Genomic DNA, 16,411 nt, shown 5'->3' on the forward strand with positions numbered 1-16,411 from the left:
CTTCCGCAACTACGGGGAATTCCCGTATATGGAACCTCGTCGTTTCGGTATGAGCGCATGGTATCAGGCCGCTGGGTTCCATGTAACCACAGAAGGGCCATGGCGATTGTGGGTGTCTGGCGTCGTAAGGGGGAATCTTTATGCGAGAACTTAACCGGCGGTTCAAAGACCACAGAGGCATCCCAGTCCACGTCATCAGATGGGAGCCCGAGACTCGACGCGTTATATACCTTCGCGAAGGGTACGATCATGAGTGCTTCAGCCCTCTTGAACAATTCCAGCGTAAGTTTACAGAGTTAAAGGATTGCCATGAGCCTATTAATGCCATCCCGGCCGATAGTGATTAACCCTGACCTTGCATTCAGCATTGGCCTGAACGAAGCCATTGCATTGCAGCAGGTTAACTACTGGCTGAAAGAAACCACCTCCGGTCTGGAGCGTGACGGCGTGCGCTGGATTTACAACACCAATGAGCAATGGCTGGAGCAGTTCCCGTTCTGGTCGGAGTCGACTTTGAAGCGCACGTTCACCCGCCTGAAGACACTTGGCGTGCTCAAAATTGAGCAGCTGAATAAGTCTCAGCGCGACATGACGAACTACTACACGATCAACTATGAGAGCGAGCTTTTAGATGAGGTCAAAGTGACCAAATCGAAGAGTTCAAAATGCACTCTTCCATCAGGTCAAAATGAACCGATGGAAGAGGTCAAAGTGGAACGCTCCAGCAGGTCAAAACGAACCGCTCTCATCAGGTCAAATTGCACTGATGTTCTTACAGAGAATACAACAGAGAATACTACAGAGAATAAAACCCCTTCTTGTCCGGTTGCGGCGCAACCAGACGATGCCGATCCTGCAATGCGTGTTCTGGCTCATTTCAATCAGGTCACCGGTTCTGATTACGGGAAGGGGGGGCGCAACAAAACCGTTTTGGGATACATCAGGGGAAGACTTTCCGAGGACTACAGCGCTGAAGACCTGATTCTGGTGGTGGATTACCTCACAGCAAAATGGGCTGACGATCCGAAAATGGATGATTACCTTCGCCCGAGCACTCTCTTTGGGCCAGAAAACTGCGTTGAGTATTTCGACAAGGCTCAGAAATGGCAAAAGCGCGGTAGGCCTGCTTGTGTCAAAGGGCGATGGCAAATTGGCGGTAGCTCAGACCAAAACTTTAAGGCCTCCTTCGAAAACGTTGATTACAGCGTTCCAGCCAACTCAGGTTTTCGTGTATCCGGAGGCCCTCAATGAGCTTTGAAAAATACTCACTGATTTACGCCGATCCTGCCTGGGAATACGGGAACACCGTCAGCAACGGCGCAGCTACCAACCACTACGGCACGATGAAACTCATCGACATGAAGCGCCTGCCTGTATGGGACCTGGCCGCTGATGATGCCGTTCTGGCCATGTGGTTCACCGGTACGCATACCCGCGAAGCCATCGAACTGGCAGAAGCCTGGGGCTTTAAGGTTCGAACCATGAAGGGCTTTACCTGGGTGAAGTTAAACCAGCTTGCAGAGCAACACATCAACAAAGCGCTTCAGGCTGGTGGAGTGGAGGACTTTTACGACTTCCTCGACTTGCTGAACGCGCAGACACGCATGAATGGCGGTAACTACACCCGTGCCAATACCGAAGACATGTTGATCGCCACCAGAGGTAACGGCCTTGAGCGCAAGAACGCCAGTGTGAAACAGGTTATCTACAGCCCACTTGGTGAACATAGCGAGAAGCCAGCAGAGGCCCGTTACCGTCTCGAAAAACTCTACGGTGACGTTCCGCGCATCGAACTCTTCAGCCGTTGCGCCGCGCCTGGCTGGGACCACTGGGGAAATCAGGCCGACTCTGCTGCTGTTGAAATGATCCCCGGCACTGTGATGCCGGTGATTAAACCGCAGGAGCGTGCCGCATGAACCAGGAAACGGAGAACGCAATTCAGGCCGAGGCCAAGCGCTGTAGTGATGCAATTAAATCGGCCATGAAGGTTAAGCCAAAGCCTAAATTCGACAGCGTGAGCAAGCCATTGCTGAGCAAGCACTATGCAAAGGTGAAGCCTCTTGGCGTGTCGTTCGTGAAGTTTGTCAGTGTCATTGGCCGCCTGAACGGGCGATATGGAGTGGAGTCATGATGAAACTGGTTCTCCCGTTCCCACCGAGCGTAAACACATACTGGCGCTCTCCGAATAGCGGCCCACTCAAAGGTCAACATCTCATCAGCGCAAAGGGAAGGGCATTCCAGAGCGCTGCTTGCGCTGCGATTATTGAACAATTGCGCCGCCTGCCCAAACCATCTTCATCACCAGCAGCGGTTGAGATTGTTCTCTATCCACCAGATGCCCGCCGCCGTGATATCGACAATTACAACAAGGCGCTTTTTGATGCACTGACACATGCTGGTATCTGGGAGGATGACAGTCAGGTTAAACGAATGCTGGTGGAGTGGGCATCGCAGGTGCCTGGTGGGAGGGTTGAAATAACGATCACCAGCTATGTCGAAAATGGTAGGCAAAATAGCAATGCATTGGTGCGCGAATGAGTGTTAGATTAAAAAGTGTCAGCGAAGCGGGAGTGCAGACCCGCTCGCACTACAACAAGTGGAGAAACACATGAATCAGTTATTCGTAATTGATGGCGTTTCCGTACGCCGTGATTTTGATGGTCGTTACTGCCTGAATGATTTGCATCGTGCGGCGGGGGGTGAAAAACGTCACCAGCCTTCCAACTGGTCCTGTCTTACCCAAACGCAAGAACTCATAGCTGAAATTTCGAGCGCTCCCGGAATTACAGGAGCGGCCCCGTTGGTCACCCTTACTGGTGGCGTTAATCAGGGGACATTCGTTTGCAAGGAGTTGGTTTATTCCTATGCGATGTGGATCAGCCCGAAATTTAACCTCAAAGTCATCAGAACGTTCGATGCCGTACAGAACCCTGCACTCAATGCGCCGACATCCGACAAAATTCAGGCTGGCGTGATCCTGCTTGAATCGGCGGCGAAAATGCTGAACCTCTCAAACTCTTCAAGACTCGGTGCTTATCAAAAACTCCAGCAGGTAGCTGGTCTTCCAGATCTGATGCCGCATTACGCGATCGATGCACCTGCCGGTGCGCAGGATGGGTCAAGCCGTCCGACCCAATCACTCAGCGCATTGCTTAAAGCAAAAAACATCCGCATCACTGCCAATCAGGTTTATCACATGATGTCCCGCTTTGGGATTGTGGAACAAAAAGAGCGAAACAGTCGTTCTGGTGTGAACGGTGTTAAAAAGTTCTGGTCACTTACTGCTAAAGGCTGCATGTACGGCAAGAACATCACCAGTCCTGCAAACCCACGAGAAACTCAGCCTCATTTTTTTGAGTCGAAGTTTGCGGAGCTTCTTAAAATAATTGACATCGTAGCCTGAGGTAACAGTGAGAGCATTACTGACACCTGAAGTTGCACCAATGTCCGGGGTGGTTCTGTTCCGCCCTGGCAATGAACTGCTCTGGCTGTTTCGTCAGGGAAGGGTGGTTATTGAGACGCCATCAGAAGCAATCCAGCATTTGCCGTCAGGTCTTATCCCGGAAGCACATCAACCTCTGACAGATGATGTCAGTATGCAGGCTATTTTTGAGAACGAGAGGGTTATTCAGCGCGCTGGTGGCCTGAATGGTCTTGATAGCTGGCTGGAACGAAAGCTTGAATGCCAGTGGGAGCTCAACGACTGGCACGCCAGGGACTTCACAGTGATGCGCCATGCCCCTGGCAGCATCCGTCTTTGTTATGGCTGTGATAATCAATTACGTGAGCAAACCACTGAAAGGCTGGCAGGAATTGCCAGACAGAACCTGGTACAATGGATACTCGAAAGGGTGAATATTGAGTTGGGTTTTAACTCTTACCATACCCTGACACTTCCAGAGTTCTGCTGGTGGATGGTACGCAATGATCTGGCTGACCTCATTCCTGAATCGGTAGCGAGTAAAGCCCTCAGGATGAAGCCTGAATCGCACAGTTCCTTGATGAGGGAAAGCGAAATTGTCCCTTCATTACCGGCAACTGAAATCCTCCAGGAGAAAGCAAAGAAGATAGTGGCGGTGAAGGTTGATCCAGAAACCCCAGAGTCTTTTATGCTGAGGCCAAAGCGCCGCCGCTGGGTTAATGAGAACTGGACACGCTGGGTTAAGTCCCAGCTTTGTGTCTGCTGTAACAAGCAGGCAGACGACCCCCACCACCTGATTGGCCACGGGCAGGGTGGAATGGGTACAAAAGCGCACGACCTGTTTGTGATACCGCTGTGCAGAGCGCATCACGACGAGTTGCACGCTGATCCTGTGGCATTTGAAGCGAAGCATGGCGATCAGTTAACGCTGTTGTTTCGGTTTTTAGATCGTTCGCTGGCAATCGGCGCACTGGCGTAAGTGGAGACGCAACATGATCAATCCTTCAGAAGTTGGTAAATCCGGCGAGATGGTTCGCCTTCGCACTCTCGAAAGCATCTGGGTACAGGGTAAGCTCCGTATGTGGGGCCGCTGGTCATACATCGGTGGTGGTTCAGGCGGGAACATGTTCAACCAGCTGCTTGCATCCGGGAAAATCACCAAGACCGCAATCAACGATGCACTGCGCCGCATGAAGAAATCCGGCATTACTAAACCTGAGCTGGAAGCATACCTCCGCGAAATCCTCGACAGCAAAAACAAAAGCGGCCTGGCGTTCTGCTCGGATGAAGAAGGTCTGAAGGTGGATGGTGTTATTGCTTCCGTCCTGATGAATGACGACTACCGATCACTTTATGGCGTCATCGTCGACCGCCACCGACTCCGTAAGAGCAAGCTGCAGATGGCCAACGAGCTTAATGCAAAACATCCTGACTGGACCCTCATCACATGCCGCCGTCGAATTGATACATGGGTTAGTCTTGCAGAATTGATCCTTTACGCACCACTTTGTGACGCGTTCGGCACAAATAGCGACAGATTTAAGTTGCAGAGTGAGCAAGAAAGTGCTTAAATTGTGGTACGCTCGGGACGTTAAAGCGAACTGAGCAACAAAACAAAACATAAACCCGCCACTGCTGCGGGTTTTTTATTTTAAGGGCTGCCTACGGGTGGCCTTTTTTGTTTCCCCTCGTTCTGAGAGGACTCACGGCAATAAGAGGGGGCTAAATGTCCGATCCTGTTTCTGGCACTACGGTAGCGGCTGGTGGTCTGATGGGGGCCAGTATGTTCGGTCTGGCAACCGGTATTGATTACGGTGTGGTGTTTGGCGCTTTTGCTGGCGCGGTGTTCTACGTCGCTACGGCGGTTAATATCAGCCGTCTTAAGCTGGTGGGCTACTTCATTACCTCATTCATCTTCGGCGTTATCGGTGCACCTCTCCTTGGTTCTTACTTCTCCAAATGGACGGGGTATAGCGACAGGCCACTTGATGCTCTGGGGGCGGTAATCGTTGCGGCAGTGGCCATTAAGCTGCTGACGTTCGTTAACAGTCAGGATTTGGGTAGCCTGTTCGGAATTCTCTCTCGCTTACGTGGAGGAGGGACCAGCAATGGTAACAAGTGATCCAAGTGCAATGGTCAACGCCCTTATCTGTGCGGTGATCGTCCTTGTCCTGATGTTCTACCAGCGTGGCGGTGCGAGACATCGCCCACTGATATCGCTGATGGCTTATTTCACGGTGCTGGTATACGCCAGCGTCCCTTTCCGTTACCTGTCCGGCCTGTACCATGAATCGCACTGGTTTGTGGTGCTGGTGAACGTCCTGATCTGTGCCGCAGTTCTCTGGGCTCGGGGAAACGTAGCACGCCTTATTGATGCACTGAGGCACTAATGAACCAATCACAATTTCAAAAGGCGGCTGGTATTAGCGCCGGGCTCGCTGCGCGCTGGTTTTCGCGTATCGATGCAGCGATGAAAGAATTCGGCATCACAGCACCGCTCGATCAGGCCATGTTCATCGCACAGATGGGGCATGAGTCCGGCGGGTACACCCGGCTGGTGGAAAGCCTGAACTATGCGGCGGAAAACCTGGTCTCCAACTTCGGCAGCCACCGGATTACCAACCAGCAGGCCGCCGCACTCGGCAGAACGGCAACGCAACCGGCAAATCAGAAAGCGATAGCCAATCTGGTTTACGGCGGTGAGTGGGGCAAAAAGAACCTGGGCAACCAGATTGCGGGCGATGGCTGGAAATATCGCGGTCGCGGCCTGAAGCAAATCACCGGCCTGAGCAATTACCGCAGTTGTGGGCAGGCTCTGAAACTGGAACTTGTCACCCAGCCCGAGTTACTGGAGCGGGACGAGTACGCTGCACGCTCCGCTGCATGGTTCTATGTCTCTCATGGTTGCCTTCTTCATTCCGGCGATATTGAGCGCGTGACACTGCTTATCAATGGCGGTCTTAACGGGCTGGATAAACGCCGTGCGCTGTTTAACCTGGCAAAATCAGGGCTGGTGTGAGGTGAGCATGGGTATTGAAATGATTATCGGCATGGCTGTTGCTGTTCTTGGGTCCATCGCCGCAGCTTTCGGTTTTGGTCATGCCTCTGGAACGACTAAAACGGAAGCAAAATTCCAGAAGCAAAACACCGAAGAGAAAGCCGCTGCCACTGAAGCAGTAGCAGAACGCCGGGTAGAAGTAACGAAAGAGGCCAGCAATGTACAGCAGACTGTTAATCGTATGCCTGATGACGATGTTGATCGCGAGCTGCGGGACACGTGGAAGCGCGGCTCATAAGGGGTGAACATGAGGAAAACAATCGACTTAACCGGCGTTAAGTTCGGCAAGCTGACTGTGCAGTCCTACGCCAATAAGGATAAATCGGGCGTTTCAATGTGGTTGTGCGGTTGTGAGTGTGGAACAGAAAAAATAATCAGGTCAAACGCCTTACGCTCTGGCAGGACACAATCTTGCGGTTGCATGTCAGGTGTAAAACACGGGCATCGCAGACCGTCAGAAACTTCTCCCACTTATATCAGCTGGCTGTCAATGCAGCGGCGCTGCAATTATCCCGGCGATGCGTATTACGTAGATTATGGTGGACGCGGAATCTCAGTTTGTGAGCGTTGGGGCAATTTTGAAGCATTCCTGCAAGATATGGGCGAGCGTCCAGCAGGTCATACACTTGATCGGATTGATGTAGATAAGGCGTACTCACCAGAAAATTGCCGATGGGCGACACCCAAAGACCAGGCAAGAAACCGACGAAGTAACCATATGCTCGATACACCAGCTGGTCGAATGTGCATTACCAAAGCAGCCGAAACCTATGGTGTAAAAGTAAAGACAATCGCGCACCGATTGAGCAGGGGATGGAGTGTTGAAAAGGCGCTGCTAACTCAACCATGGCAGGGCAACAATGAATAAATATTTCATGTTTATCTCTATGCTTTCCGTGTCAGCATTGGCTACTGGCTGTGTTGGTGGTCCTCCAAAGCCCAGCTATGTATTCGTCCACGATTCCTGTGACTGGGTTAGGCCACTTTATCTCACCGATCACGACATCGACGTTATGGACCGCCAGACGAAGAAAGACATCCTGACCCATAACAAAGCGTGGCAGGCGAACTGCCAGAAAGAAACCAGAGCCTCGCAATAGCGGGGATTTTTAACAACTGAGGAATGAGCATGACAGTAGTTCTTACAGCAAAGCAGATTGAAGACCTGGCAGCCTTCGCGAAAGAAGACGGCGCACCTCAATACACTATCACTACTAGCACCATCCCGGAGTTCGAAGCTGATGATGGCGAGATTATCCCTGAATACACAGGGTTGATCGCATACTCAGATTCACTTGAGCATGGTGTGTTGCAACTCGACGACTGAGTGGCCATTACAAAGCTCATCTGCTGGTGGGCTTGATAATGGTTATCCCCTATAAGGGATAAAACACTAAATATCCCTTGAAGGGGATAAGGCATCAAATTTACCGACCAGAGGATAAACAATGTCTGAAATTACTGTTACACCTGCACAGCAGATTCGTTTAAACCTGCTGGCAACCGTGGGCTACGATACTGCCGCAGCAGAAGACGCTATTCACTTCGTTGATGATGATCAACTGAAGTATCAAATGTTCATTAACCAGTTCAGCCGGGTAACCTCTGAAAGTGGTGTGGTGGCCAGAACGGCTAAAGCCATCAAAGAGTCGGAGCAAGCGCTTTTGCTTTTTAGTGGTTCAGAAAGCTGATCAACAGTGATTTCCTGCTGGCCTCGCTAATGCGGGGCTTTTTTATGCGCATCGCACGCGCACCATGAAGAGAGTCTTTCAGTAGTGAGCCTGGGTAATGCCGTTAGGTTGCGTTTACCTCTCGGGCGGCATTGCCGTGCGGCAGGCTCACGTCTAAAAGGAAACGCACATGAGAATTACAGTTTTGGACGATGACCCCGGCAGAAGGATTAATCCACAACAAGAGCCATACACTGTCTATCTTGATGGCGTAGAGGTTAAACATGTCTTTACTGCTGATGACGAGAAAGGTGAAGTCGTCGCAGCTGTGCACGATGAACTCGGGCACATGGTAGCAGAGAACGGCGAGGTTAAGCGGCAAGTACTGTTAGGACATGTGAGGATAGAGCGATGCCAGCACTAATCCCTCGCGCCTGCCGTAAGCGCGGTTGTCCTGGTACGACTACAGATCGCTCAGGTTACTGTGAGAAGCACCGTAATGAAGGGTGGCAACAACACCAGCAGGGTAAGAGCCGCCATGAACGTGGGTATGGAAGCAAGTGGGATATCATCCGTGCACGAGTGCTGACGCGTGATAAACATATTTGCCAGAACTGCCTGCGCGGTGGGCGTGTAGTACCTGCAAAGACAGTTGACCACATTAAGGCAAAAGCACACGGCGGTACTGATGATGACTCAAACCTCGAAAGCCTCTGCTGGCCGTGTCACCGCACCAAAACAGGGCGTGAACGTATCAAATGAGACTGGTTACCATTACAGTGAAATGATTACAAATGCAACTATATGCATTCAAATGATATCAATTATCATTTAGGAGGGGGGGATCAAATCTCTGTAGCCTGCCGCCTAAAGGACCGCCGCCTCAGTCGTTTTTTTATACCCGCGAAAAATGAAATTTAACCAGGAGTGTCGCTTATGGCTGGAACGGCGGGGCGTTCCGGGCGTCGACCCAAGCCAACGGCGCGCAAGGAGCTGGCTGGCAACCCCGGAAAGCGAGCCCTGAATAAAGACGAACCGGTGTTTACCCCGATTAAGGGTGTGGCACCACCGGAGTGGTTTGAAGAGGATGATCTCCCTCTCGCAGCGATCATGTGGGAGCTGACAACAAAAGAGCTATGTGGTCAGGGGCTGCTCTGTGTTACAGACCTTGCTGTACTTGAACGCTGGTGTGTCGCTTACGAATTCTGGCGCAGGGCCGTTAAGAATATTGCCTCTGATGGACTTTCTATCTTCGGCGCTATGGGCGGGAAAATTAAAAACCCTGAACTGACAGCCAAGAAAGAACAGGAATCTGAAATGAGCTCTACCGGTTCAATGCTTGGTCTTGATCCAAGCAGTCGTCAACGCCTGATCGGGCTCGCTGGACAGAAGAAAACCTCTAACCCCTTCCTGAAGATGATTAACTCATGAGCCGGAAATCGTACCCAAACGTTAACGCCGCGAACCAGTACGCCCGCAACGTTGTGCGGAGGAAAATTCCGGCGTGTCAGTATGTCATTCATGCCTGTCAGCGTCATATTGACGACATGGCCAGGGAAAAAAGCCGAAAATTCAGATACCGCTTTGACAAGGATATGGCGGAGAAAGCTGCGAAGTTTATTCAACTCTTGCCTCATACAAAGGGTGAATGGGCATTCAAACGGATGCCGATCACCCTGGAGCCGTGGCAATTGTTCATAGTGTGTTGTGCATTTGGTTGGGTACAGAAAGGAACTAAGCTCCGCCGGTTCCGCGAGGTCTACACTGAGATTCCGCGTAAGAACGGTAAATCCGCAATTTCAGCTGGCGTGGCGCTGTTCTGCTTCACCTGTGATAACGAATTTGGGGCCGAGGTATATTCCGGTGCCACGACAGAGAAGCAGGCATGGGAAGTTTTCAGACCAGCACGCCTGATGTGCAAGCGCACACCTCTGCTGGTGGAAGCGTTCGGCATAGAAGTAAACGCCTCTAATCTTAACCGACCGGAAGATGGAGCGCGCTTTGAACCGCTGATTGGTAATCCTGGTGACGGGGCATCACCACACTGCGCCATTGTTGACGAATACCATGAACATCCTACGGATGCTTTATATACCACCATGCTGACAGGTATGGGAGCACGGCGTCAGCCCTTGATGTGGGCGATAACGACAGCGGGATATAACATTGAAGGGCCTTGTTATGACAAGCGCCGTGAAGTGATTGAAATGCTGAATGGCACAGTCCCGAATGAAGAGCTGTTTGGCGTGATTTATACAGTGGATGAGGGTGACGACTGGACGGACCCTAAGGTCCTGGAAAAGGCAAATCCGAATATGGGGGTGTCTGTCTATCGTGATTTTCTGCTCAGCCAGCAAATACGCGCTGTGAATAATGCCCGGCAGGCAGGTGTATTTAAAACGAAGCATCTGAATATCTGGGTTGCAGCCAGAGCGGCATTTTTCAACCTGGTATCCTGGCAAGGGTGCGAGGATGAAACCCTTACCCTTGAGCAATTTGAGGGGCAGCCATGTGTCCTGGCATTTGATATGGCACGAAAGCTGGATATGAACAGCATGGTGCGTTTGTTCGCCCGGGAGATAGACGGGAAAACTCACTATTACTGCGTTGCTCCTAAATTCTGGGTTCCCTATGACACTGTTTATAGTGTTGAGAAAAACGAAGACCGCCGTACCGCCGAGCGCTTTCAGAAATGGGTTGAGCTGGGAGTATTGACAGTAACGGATGGGGCAGAGGTTGATTACCGCTACATTCTTGAAGAAGCAAAGGCTGCGAACAAACTGAACCCGGTTAGCGAGTCACCTATAGATCCGTTTGGGGCGACAGGCCTTTCACATGATCTTGCTGACGAAAAGCTTAACCCAATCACGATAACCCAGAACTATACCAACATGTCCGACCCGATGAAGGAGCTTGAGGCTGCCATTGAGTCTGGCCGTTTTCATCATGATGGGAACCCTATCATGAGCTGGTGTATCAGTAATGTGGTCGGGAAATATCTGCCAGGTAACGATGATGTGGTCAGGCCCATCAAGGAGCAGAACGAAAACAAAATCGACGGCGCGGTCGCATTGATTATGGCAATTGGTCGTTCGATGCTCTTTGAGAAAGAGGACACACTCTCCGACCGCATTGAATCTCACGGCATACGCTCACTTTAATCGAGGCGATTATGATCCTTCAAATTCTCACTCCTCTGGTTGGAGTGATGGGTGCCTTTTTGCTTTCATTTGGTGCATGGATGATTTATCAGCCAGCAGGCTATATTGCTGGTGGCATGTTGTGCATCGTCTGGTCATGGCTAATGGCTAAGTTTCTTGCCTCTCCGGCGACGAACTCTACGGGAGGTGACTGATGTTTTTCCCCGGAATGTTTGCAAAAAGTAGCCAGCCAGTAACATCACCGGCAGAACTGGCTGAAGCGGTGGGAATGACTTACGACACTTATACCGGAAAGCGTGTCAGCAGCCAGAGAGCTATGCGTCTGACGGCAGTTTTTGGGTGTGTAAGGGTTCTTGCAGAATCGATGGGGATGCTGCCATGTAACCTTTTTAAATCCTCAGGCAACACAAAACAGAAAGCAACGGGAGAGCGGCTTTATAAGCTGCTCTCAATGAAGCCTAACGACTATATGACTCCGCAGGAGTTTTGGGAGCTCGTTATCGTTTGTCTTTGTCTGCGGGGAAACTTTTACGCTTACAAGGTAAAAGCTCTGGGGGAGGTAGTTGAACTACTTCCACTCGATCCGGGGTGCGTCCAACCAAAGCTAAACAGCCAGTGGCAACCAGTTTACATGGTGACTTTTCCGGATGGGTCTACAGACGTTCTTGGTCAGGATGATATCTGGCATGTAAGGACGCTGACCCTTGACGGCCTGGTCGGCCTTAATCCGGTAGCTTATGCCAGAGAGGCGATTTCTCTTGGGATGGCTACCGAAGAACACGGCGCGCGATTATTCAGTAATGGTGCGGTGACAACGGGTGTATTAAGAACCGAGCAAACTCTTAGCGATGCGGCTTATGGCCGCCTGAAAAAAGACTTTGAAGACCGCCATCTTGGATTAAGTAATGCCCACCGACCGATGATCCTTGAAATGGGGCTCGACTGGAAATCTATGGCTCTCAATGCTGAAGATAGTCAGTTCCTTGAAACAAGGAAATTCCAGCTTGAGGAGATTTGTCGCTTATTCCGCGTTCCTCTTCATCTGGTACAAAACACTGATCGCGCAACCTTCAGCAATATCGAAAACCTCGGTATTGGGTTTATCAACTATTCTCTAGTGCCTTACATGACCCGTATTGAGCAACGCATTAACGTTGGGTTGGTAAAGGAGTCAAAGCAGGGCACCTTCTACGCAAAATTCAATGCAGGCGCGCTGTTACGCGGGGATATGAAATCCCGATTCGAATCCTATGCAACCGGAATTAACTGGGGCATTTATTCGCCTAATGATTGTCGGGAACTGGAGGAACTCAACCCGAGGGCAGGGGGGGATGTTTACCTGACACCGATGAACATGACGACAAAGCCGTCTGACAGCAATAAGAGCAAAACAACCGAGGAACAACATGATGCCGATGACTAAACAGCGGCTGGATATTCCGCTGAAGCTAAAGTCTGTCAGTGACAGCGGGGAGTTTGAAGGCTATGGCTCTGTGTTTGGCGTTAAGGACAGTTACGACGATGTAGTTGTTCCCGGAGCGTTCAGTAAATCACTTCAGTCATGGCGGGAGAAAAACGCACTTCCTGCCATGCTCTGGCAGCACCAGATGGATGAACCCATCGGGGTGTATACAGAAATGAAAGAGGATGAGGTCGGATTATACGTCAAGGGGCGATTGCTGATTGATGACGATCCTCTGGCAAAGCGAGCACATGCCCATATGAAGGCCGGTTCTTTAACCGGCCTTTCTATTGGTTACATGCTGAAAGACTGGGAATACGACAGAACGAAAGAGGTTTTTCTCCTGAAGGAGATCGACCTCTGGGAAGTCAGCCCGGTGACGTTTCCATCAAACGATGAGGCGCGTATCAGCGATGTTAAAAGCGCTGTCGCCCGTGGTGAAACCCCATCACAGAAATGTATTGAACGAGTCCTGCGCGATGTTGGGCTCTCACGCACCCAGGCCAAAGCATTCATGGCCGGGGGCTATGGCTCACTATCCCAGCGTGATGCTGGTGATGTGGTGAGCGCACTGGATGCACTGAAAAACATCAAATTTTAATCAGGAGTTTAACTATGGCCGTTGAAATTAAAGACGTAGAGCAGGTCGCGCAGGATTTGCAGCAAAAATTCGATGATTTTAAAGCGAAAAATGATAAGCGCATTGACGCTATCGAATCTGAAAAAGGCAAGCTGGCCGGAGAAGTTGAAACACTTAACAGCAAGCTGACCGAGCTGGATCAGCTTAAAACCGCGCTGGAAGATGAGCTTAAACAGCTTAAACGTCCCGCTGGTGGCACTCAAAGCAAGGCCGCAAGCGAGCACAAAACCGCTTTCATCGACTTTATGCGCAAGGGTAAGGATGATGGACTTCGCGACCTGGAACGTAAAGCCTTGCAGGTAGGTGTTGATGAAGACGGCGGTTTCGCTGTTCCGGAAGAGCTTGACCGCGCCATTCTTGATCTTCTGAAAGACGAAGTGGTTATGCGCCAGGAAGCGACGACTATCACAGTCGGCGGCGCAAACTATAAAAAACTGGTTAACCTCGGTGGGTCTGCTTCAGGTTGGGTAGGCGAAACCGATCCCCGTCCTGCAACTGATGCCTCCAAACTCGGTCAGATTGAGCCTTTTATGGGGGAAATCTACGGCAACCCGCAAGCCACTCAAACGATGCTGGATGACGCATTCTTCAATGTTGAAGACTGGATCAACAGTGAACTGGCGATTGAGTTTGCAGAGCAGGAAGAGATCGCCTTCACCAGCGGTAACGGGACCAAGAAACCAAAAGGTTTTCTGGCCTATGCCTCATCACTGGATGATGATAAAACCCGCGCATTCGGCACTCTTCAGCACATTCTCTCAGGCGCTACTGCTGGTTTGACTGCTGATGCGATCATCAAGCTGGTTTACACCCTGCGAAAAGTACATCGTAACGGCGCTAAGTTCATGATGAACAATAGCAGTCTGTTCGCTGCTCGAATCCTGAAAGATTCTGAAGGCAACTATCTGTGGCGTCCTGGTCTTGAGCTTGGTCAGCCTTCGACTCTGGCTGGGTATGGTGTGGCTGAGAACGAACAAATGCCTGACATTGCGGCCGATGCTAAAGCAATTGCATTCGGTAACTTCAAACGTGGTTACACCATTGTTGATCGTATTGGCACACGCATTCTCCGTGACCCGTACACCAATAAGCCATTTGTCGGCTTTTACACTACCAAGCGCACTGGTGGGATGCTGGCTGATTCCCAGGCGATTAAATTGCTCCAGATTGGTGCCGGAGCTTAATTCATCACGGGGGCGACAGCCCCCATTTTTACAGGATTAAGTTATGTTAATACTTAAAAAGAATGTGAAGTGGTCCCCTGATGGCTGTCGCGTGGAAGTTGTTGCTGCTGGTTCTTATCAGGATGGTGAGTTGCCAGATCGCTTTTTAGTTATTGCGGAAGAGCTGGGGGCCATTGATACAGTTGAAGGTGGTGAAAAAAAACCTGATGCTGATCAGCAGCCAGAGCAGCCAGAGCAGCCAGAGCAGCCAGCTCCACAGAAATCAAAAAAATAACCCGCTGTCAGCGGGTTTTTTGTATGGAGCAAAGCATGTTTCCAACTGTTCCCGAACTCAGGCTTCAGTGTCGAATTGATAGCGATGATTCGACTGAAGATCAGATGCTATCCCTTTACCTCAAAGCCTCAGTGAAGCATTCCGAAATCATTGTTAATCGCCGCCTCTATGAGAATGAAGTGCCCGCAGAAGACCCTGATGGTTTGCTGGTATCTGATGATATCAAGTTGGCTTTAATGCTTCTGGTTTCGCATTGGTATGAAAACCGTGAGCCAGTAAATATCGGGAATATCACAACCACATTGCCATTCGGGATTGAGGCAATTCTCAAGCCATACCGGATAAGGCCTGGTACGTAGGAGGGGATATGCAGGCTGGAAGACTACGGCATCTCATTACCATCCAGAACTTCACGACAACGCGGGATTCTTCCGGGCAACCGGTAGAGGAATGGGTGGACGGAGCGAACACCCGAGCTGAAGTTAAAGGCATCAGTGGGCGTGAGCTGGTGGCCGCTGGTGCTGAAACAGCTGAGGCAACAGTACGGGTATGGATGCGGTATCGGCATGATGTTTCGGCAGCCTCCCGAATTAAGGTTACGACAGGGCCATTTAAAGGGAACACCCTGAATGTTGTTGGTCCCCCAATACCGGATGCAAAAGGGGTTCTGCTTGAGGTTCTCTGCAAGCTGGGGGTGGAGAAGTGATTGACATTAATCTCGATTTTTCAGGATTGAATGATATTGCCAGGGATTTAGAACTGCTAAGTAAGGCTGAAAACAACAAAGTTCTGCGTGATGCGACACGTGCCGGGGCAGAAGTGCTCAAGGAAGAAGTGATCGCTCGTGCACCTGAGCGAACAGGGAAGCTTAAGAAAAACGTTGTGGTGGTCACTCAGCGTAGCCGAAAGCGGGGAGAGATTTCCTCAGGGGTTCATATTCGTGGTGTTAATCTTCGAACCGGTAACATTGACAATACGATGAAGGCCAGTAATGCGCGTAACGCATTCTACTGGCGCTTCGTTGAGCTCGGCACTGCAAATATGCCAGCACATCCCTTTGTTCGTCCCGCTTATGACACCAGGGAAGAAGAAGTTGCCCAGGTGGCTCTGGCCAGAATGAACCAGGCTATTGATGAGGCATTGAGCAAATGACGGAAGACGATATCTACCTACAGCTGGCATCTCTGGCTGGTGGACAGGTTTATCCTTATGTCGCGCCGCTCGGCGAAGACGGCAAACCGTCCATCTCACCGCCCTGGATTATCTTTTCCATCGTTTCTGACGTTTCCACTGATGTGCTGTGCGGACAGGCAGAGAGCAGGGTTTCCGTCCAGGTCGATGTGTATTCCGCAACCATAACAGAATCGCGAGCTCTGAGAGATTTGGCGCTAACTTCGCTTAAGCCGCTAAATCCTACAGAGGTGGTAAAAATACCCGGATACGAGCCAGATTATCGGCTCTATCGTTCCAGCCTGGATTTTAAAGTTACCCCCTGATACATCATTCACTCAATGAACCCGCCAACTGGCGGGTTTTCTTTT

At 50.8% G+C, this 16,411-nt stretch carries 28 protein-coding genes; all 28 read left to right on the forward strand.

Going from position 1 to position 16,411, the window contains the following annotated elements; all coding sequences use genetic code 11:
- The first annotated feature begins 140 nt into the window (after positions 1 to 140).
- The 28 genes from HV107_RS20345 (at position 141) to HV107_RS20480 (ending at position 16,366) form a co-directional block, all read left to right on the forward strand.
- Positions 141 to 347: a DUF4222 domain-containing protein gene (locus tag HV107_RS20345; RefSeq protein ID WP_182060577.1), complete on the forward strand. Its 207-nt coding sequence runs from the start codon at positions 141 to 143 to the stop codon at positions 345 to 347.
- Positions 310 to 1,251, forward strand: a complete 942-nt coding sequence (locus tag HV107_RS20350; protein WP_182060578.1) for a conserved phage C-terminal domain-containing protein — start codon at positions 310 to 312, stop codon at positions 1,249 to 1,251. Before HV107_RS20345 ends, HV107_RS20350 begins: the two co-directional genes overlap by 38 nt.
- Complete coding sequence (locus HV107_RS20355) at positions 1,248 to 1,916, forward strand: MT-A70 family methyltransferase (protein WP_182060579.1); 669 nt, start codon at positions 1,248 to 1,250, stop codon at positions 1,914 to 1,916. The genes HV107_RS20350 and HV107_RS20355 overlap by 4 nt, the downstream gene beginning before the upstream one ends.
- Positions 1,913 to 2,131, forward strand: coding sequence for a hypothetical protein (locus HV107_RS20360; RefSeq protein WP_182060580.1), 219 nt, complete (start codon positions 1,913 to 1,915; stop codon positions 2,129 to 2,131). The genes HV107_RS20355 and HV107_RS20360 overlap by 4 nt, the downstream gene beginning before the upstream one ends.
- Positions 2,131 to 2,538 carry a RusA family crossover junction endodeoxyribonuclease gene (locus tag HV107_RS20365; RefSeq protein ID WP_182063441.1) on the forward strand — a complete coding sequence of 136 codons (408 nt, stop codon included), beginning with the start codon at positions 2,131 to 2,133 and terminating at the stop codon, positions 2,536 to 2,538. The genes HV107_RS20360 and HV107_RS20365 overlap by 1 nt, the downstream gene beginning before the upstream one ends.
- A 70-nt stretch (positions 2,539 to 2,608) precedes the next feature.
- The gene (locus tag HV107_RS20370) at positions 2,609 to 3,403 is read left to right on the forward strand and encodes a KilA-N domain-containing protein (RefSeq protein WP_182060581.1); all 795 of its coding nucleotides are present in this window, start codon (positions 2,609 to 2,611) and stop codon (positions 3,401 to 3,403) included.
- A gap of 7 nt (positions 3,404 to 3,410) precedes the next feature.
- A complete protein-coding gene (locus tag HV107_RS20375; protein ID WP_182060582.1) occupies positions 3,411 to 4,400 on the forward strand; it encodes a DUF968 domain-containing protein in 990 nt (329 codons plus the stop codon).
- 13 nt (positions 4,401 to 4,413) lie between these two features.
- Positions 4,414 to 4,992, forward strand: a complete 579-nt coding sequence (locus HV107_RS20380) for a DUF1133 family protein (RefSeq protein WP_182060583.1) — start codon at positions 4,414 to 4,416, stop codon at positions 4,990 to 4,992.
- 155 nt (positions 4,993 to 5,147) lie between these two features.
- Complete coding sequence (locus tag HV107_RS20385; RefSeq protein WP_182060584.1) at positions 5,148 to 5,543, forward strand: phage holin family protein; 396 nt, start codon at positions 5,148 to 5,150, stop codon at positions 5,541 to 5,543.
- On the forward strand, positions 5,530 to 5,811 hold the full coding sequence (locus HV107_RS20390; protein ID WP_182060585.1) for a phage holin family protein: 282 nt from the start codon (positions 5,530 to 5,532) through the stop codon (positions 5,809 to 5,811). Before HV107_RS20385 ends, HV107_RS20390 begins: the two co-directional genes overlap by 14 nt.
- Positions 5,811 to 6,440: a glycoside hydrolase family 19 protein gene (locus tag HV107_RS20395; protein ID WP_182060586.1), complete on the forward strand. Its 630-nt coding sequence runs from the start codon at positions 5,811 to 5,813 to the stop codon at positions 6,438 to 6,440. Before HV107_RS20390 ends, HV107_RS20395 begins: the two co-directional genes overlap by 1 nt.
- Before the next feature lie 7 nt (positions 6,441 to 6,447).
- Positions 6,448 to 6,717 carry a hypothetical protein gene (locus tag HV107_RS20400; protein ID WP_182060587.1) on the forward strand — a complete coding sequence of 90 codons (270 nt, stop codon included), beginning with the start codon at positions 6,448 to 6,450 and terminating at the stop codon, positions 6,715 to 6,717.
- Between the two features lie 9 nt (positions 6,718 to 6,726).
- Positions 6,727 to 7,347 (forward strand): hypothetical protein, encoded by a 621-nt coding sequence (locus tag HV107_RS20405; RefSeq protein ID WP_182060588.1) that lies wholly within the window; start codon positions 6,727 to 6,729, stop codon positions 7,345 to 7,347.
- A gap of 261 nt (positions 7,348 to 7,608) precedes the next feature.
- Positions 7,609 to 7,806 (forward strand): hypothetical protein, encoded by a 198-nt coding sequence (locus HV107_RS20410; RefSeq protein ID WP_182060589.1) that lies wholly within the window; start codon positions 7,609 to 7,611, stop codon positions 7,804 to 7,806.
- A gap of 121 nt (positions 7,807 to 7,927) precedes the next feature.
- Positions 7,928 to 8,170, forward strand: coding sequence for a DUF2560 family protein (locus HV107_RS20415; RefSeq protein ID WP_182060590.1), 243 nt, complete (start codon positions 7,928 to 7,930; stop codon positions 8,168 to 8,170).
- 169 nt (positions 8,171 to 8,339) lie between these two features.
- Positions 8,340 to 8,573, forward strand: a complete 234-nt coding sequence (locus tag HV107_RS20420; RefSeq protein ID WP_182060591.1) for a hypothetical protein — start codon at positions 8,340 to 8,342, stop codon at positions 8,571 to 8,573.
- Positions 8,561 to 8,911, forward strand: a complete 351-nt coding sequence (locus HV107_RS20425; protein ID WP_075204638.1) for an HNH endonuclease — start codon at positions 8,561 to 8,563, stop codon at positions 8,909 to 8,911. The genes HV107_RS20420 and HV107_RS20425 overlap by 13 nt, the downstream gene beginning before the upstream one ends.
- A 174-nt stretch (positions 8,912 to 9,085) precedes the next feature.
- Positions 9,086 to 9,580, forward strand: a complete 495-nt coding sequence (locus HV107_RS20430; protein ID WP_014071184.1) for a phage terminase small subunit P27 family — start codon at positions 9,086 to 9,088, stop codon at positions 9,578 to 9,580.
- A complete protein-coding gene (locus HV107_RS20435) occupies positions 9,577 to 11,310 on the forward strand; it encodes a terminase large subunit (protein WP_130104467.1) in 1,734 nt (577 codons plus the stop codon). Before HV107_RS20430 ends, HV107_RS20435 begins: the two co-directional genes overlap by 4 nt.
- An 11-nt stretch (positions 11,311 to 11,321) precedes the next feature.
- Positions 11,322 to 11,504, forward strand: coding sequence for a hypothetical protein (locus tag HV107_RS20440; protein ID WP_049005021.1), 183 nt, complete (start codon positions 11,322 to 11,324; stop codon positions 11,502 to 11,504).
- A complete protein-coding gene (locus HV107_RS20445; RefSeq protein ID WP_182060592.1) occupies positions 11,504 to 12,733 on the forward strand; it encodes a phage portal protein in 1,230 nt (409 codons plus the stop codon). The genes HV107_RS20440 and HV107_RS20445 overlap by 1 nt, the downstream gene beginning before the upstream one ends.
- Positions 12,720 to 13,373, forward strand: a complete 654-nt coding sequence (locus tag HV107_RS20450) for an HK97 family phage prohead protease (RefSeq protein ID WP_182063559.1) — start codon at positions 12,720 to 12,722, stop codon at positions 13,371 to 13,373. The genes HV107_RS20445 and HV107_RS20450 overlap by 14 nt, the downstream gene beginning before the upstream one ends.
- 14 nt (positions 13,374 to 13,387) lie before the next feature.
- Positions 13,388 to 14,596, forward strand: a complete 1,209-nt coding sequence (locus tag HV107_RS20455; protein ID WP_182060593.1) for a phage major capsid protein — start codon at positions 13,388 to 13,390, stop codon at positions 14,594 to 14,596.
- 43 nt (positions 14,597 to 14,639) lie between these two features.
- On the forward strand, positions 14,640 to 14,870 hold the full coding sequence (locus tag HV107_RS20460; RefSeq protein WP_182060594.1) for a hypothetical protein: 231 nt from the start codon (positions 14,640 to 14,642) through the stop codon (positions 14,868 to 14,870).
- Between the two features lie 35 nt (positions 14,871 to 14,905).
- Positions 14,906 to 15,229, forward strand: a complete 324-nt coding sequence (locus HV107_RS20465; RefSeq protein WP_182060595.1) for a head-tail connector protein — start codon at positions 14,906 to 14,908, stop codon at positions 15,227 to 15,229.
- 8 nt (positions 15,230 to 15,237) lie between these two features.
- Positions 15,238 to 15,576, forward strand: a complete 339-nt coding sequence (locus tag HV107_RS20470; RefSeq protein ID WP_049005121.1) for a phage head closure protein — start codon at positions 15,238 to 15,240, stop codon at positions 15,574 to 15,576.
- Entirely contained in the window at positions 15,573 to 16,022 is a 450-nt protein-coding gene (locus tag HV107_RS20475) for an HK97-gp10 family putative phage morphogenesis protein (RefSeq protein ID WP_182060596.1), read from the forward strand. The genes HV107_RS20470 and HV107_RS20475 overlap by 4 nt, the downstream gene beginning before the upstream one ends.
- Entirely contained in the window at positions 16,019 to 16,366 is a 348-nt protein-coding gene (locus HV107_RS20480) for a DUF3168 domain-containing protein (protein WP_182060597.1), read from the forward strand. Before HV107_RS20475 ends, HV107_RS20480 begins: the two co-directional genes overlap by 4 nt.
- Positions 16,367 to 16,411: the final 45 nt, after the last annotated feature.

This window comes from Enterobacter sp. RHBSTW-00175 (assembly GCF_013927005.1).
In the GTDB taxonomy this organism is placed as follows: domain Bacteria; phylum Pseudomonadota; class Gammaproteobacteria; order Enterobacterales; family Enterobacteriaceae; genus Enterobacter.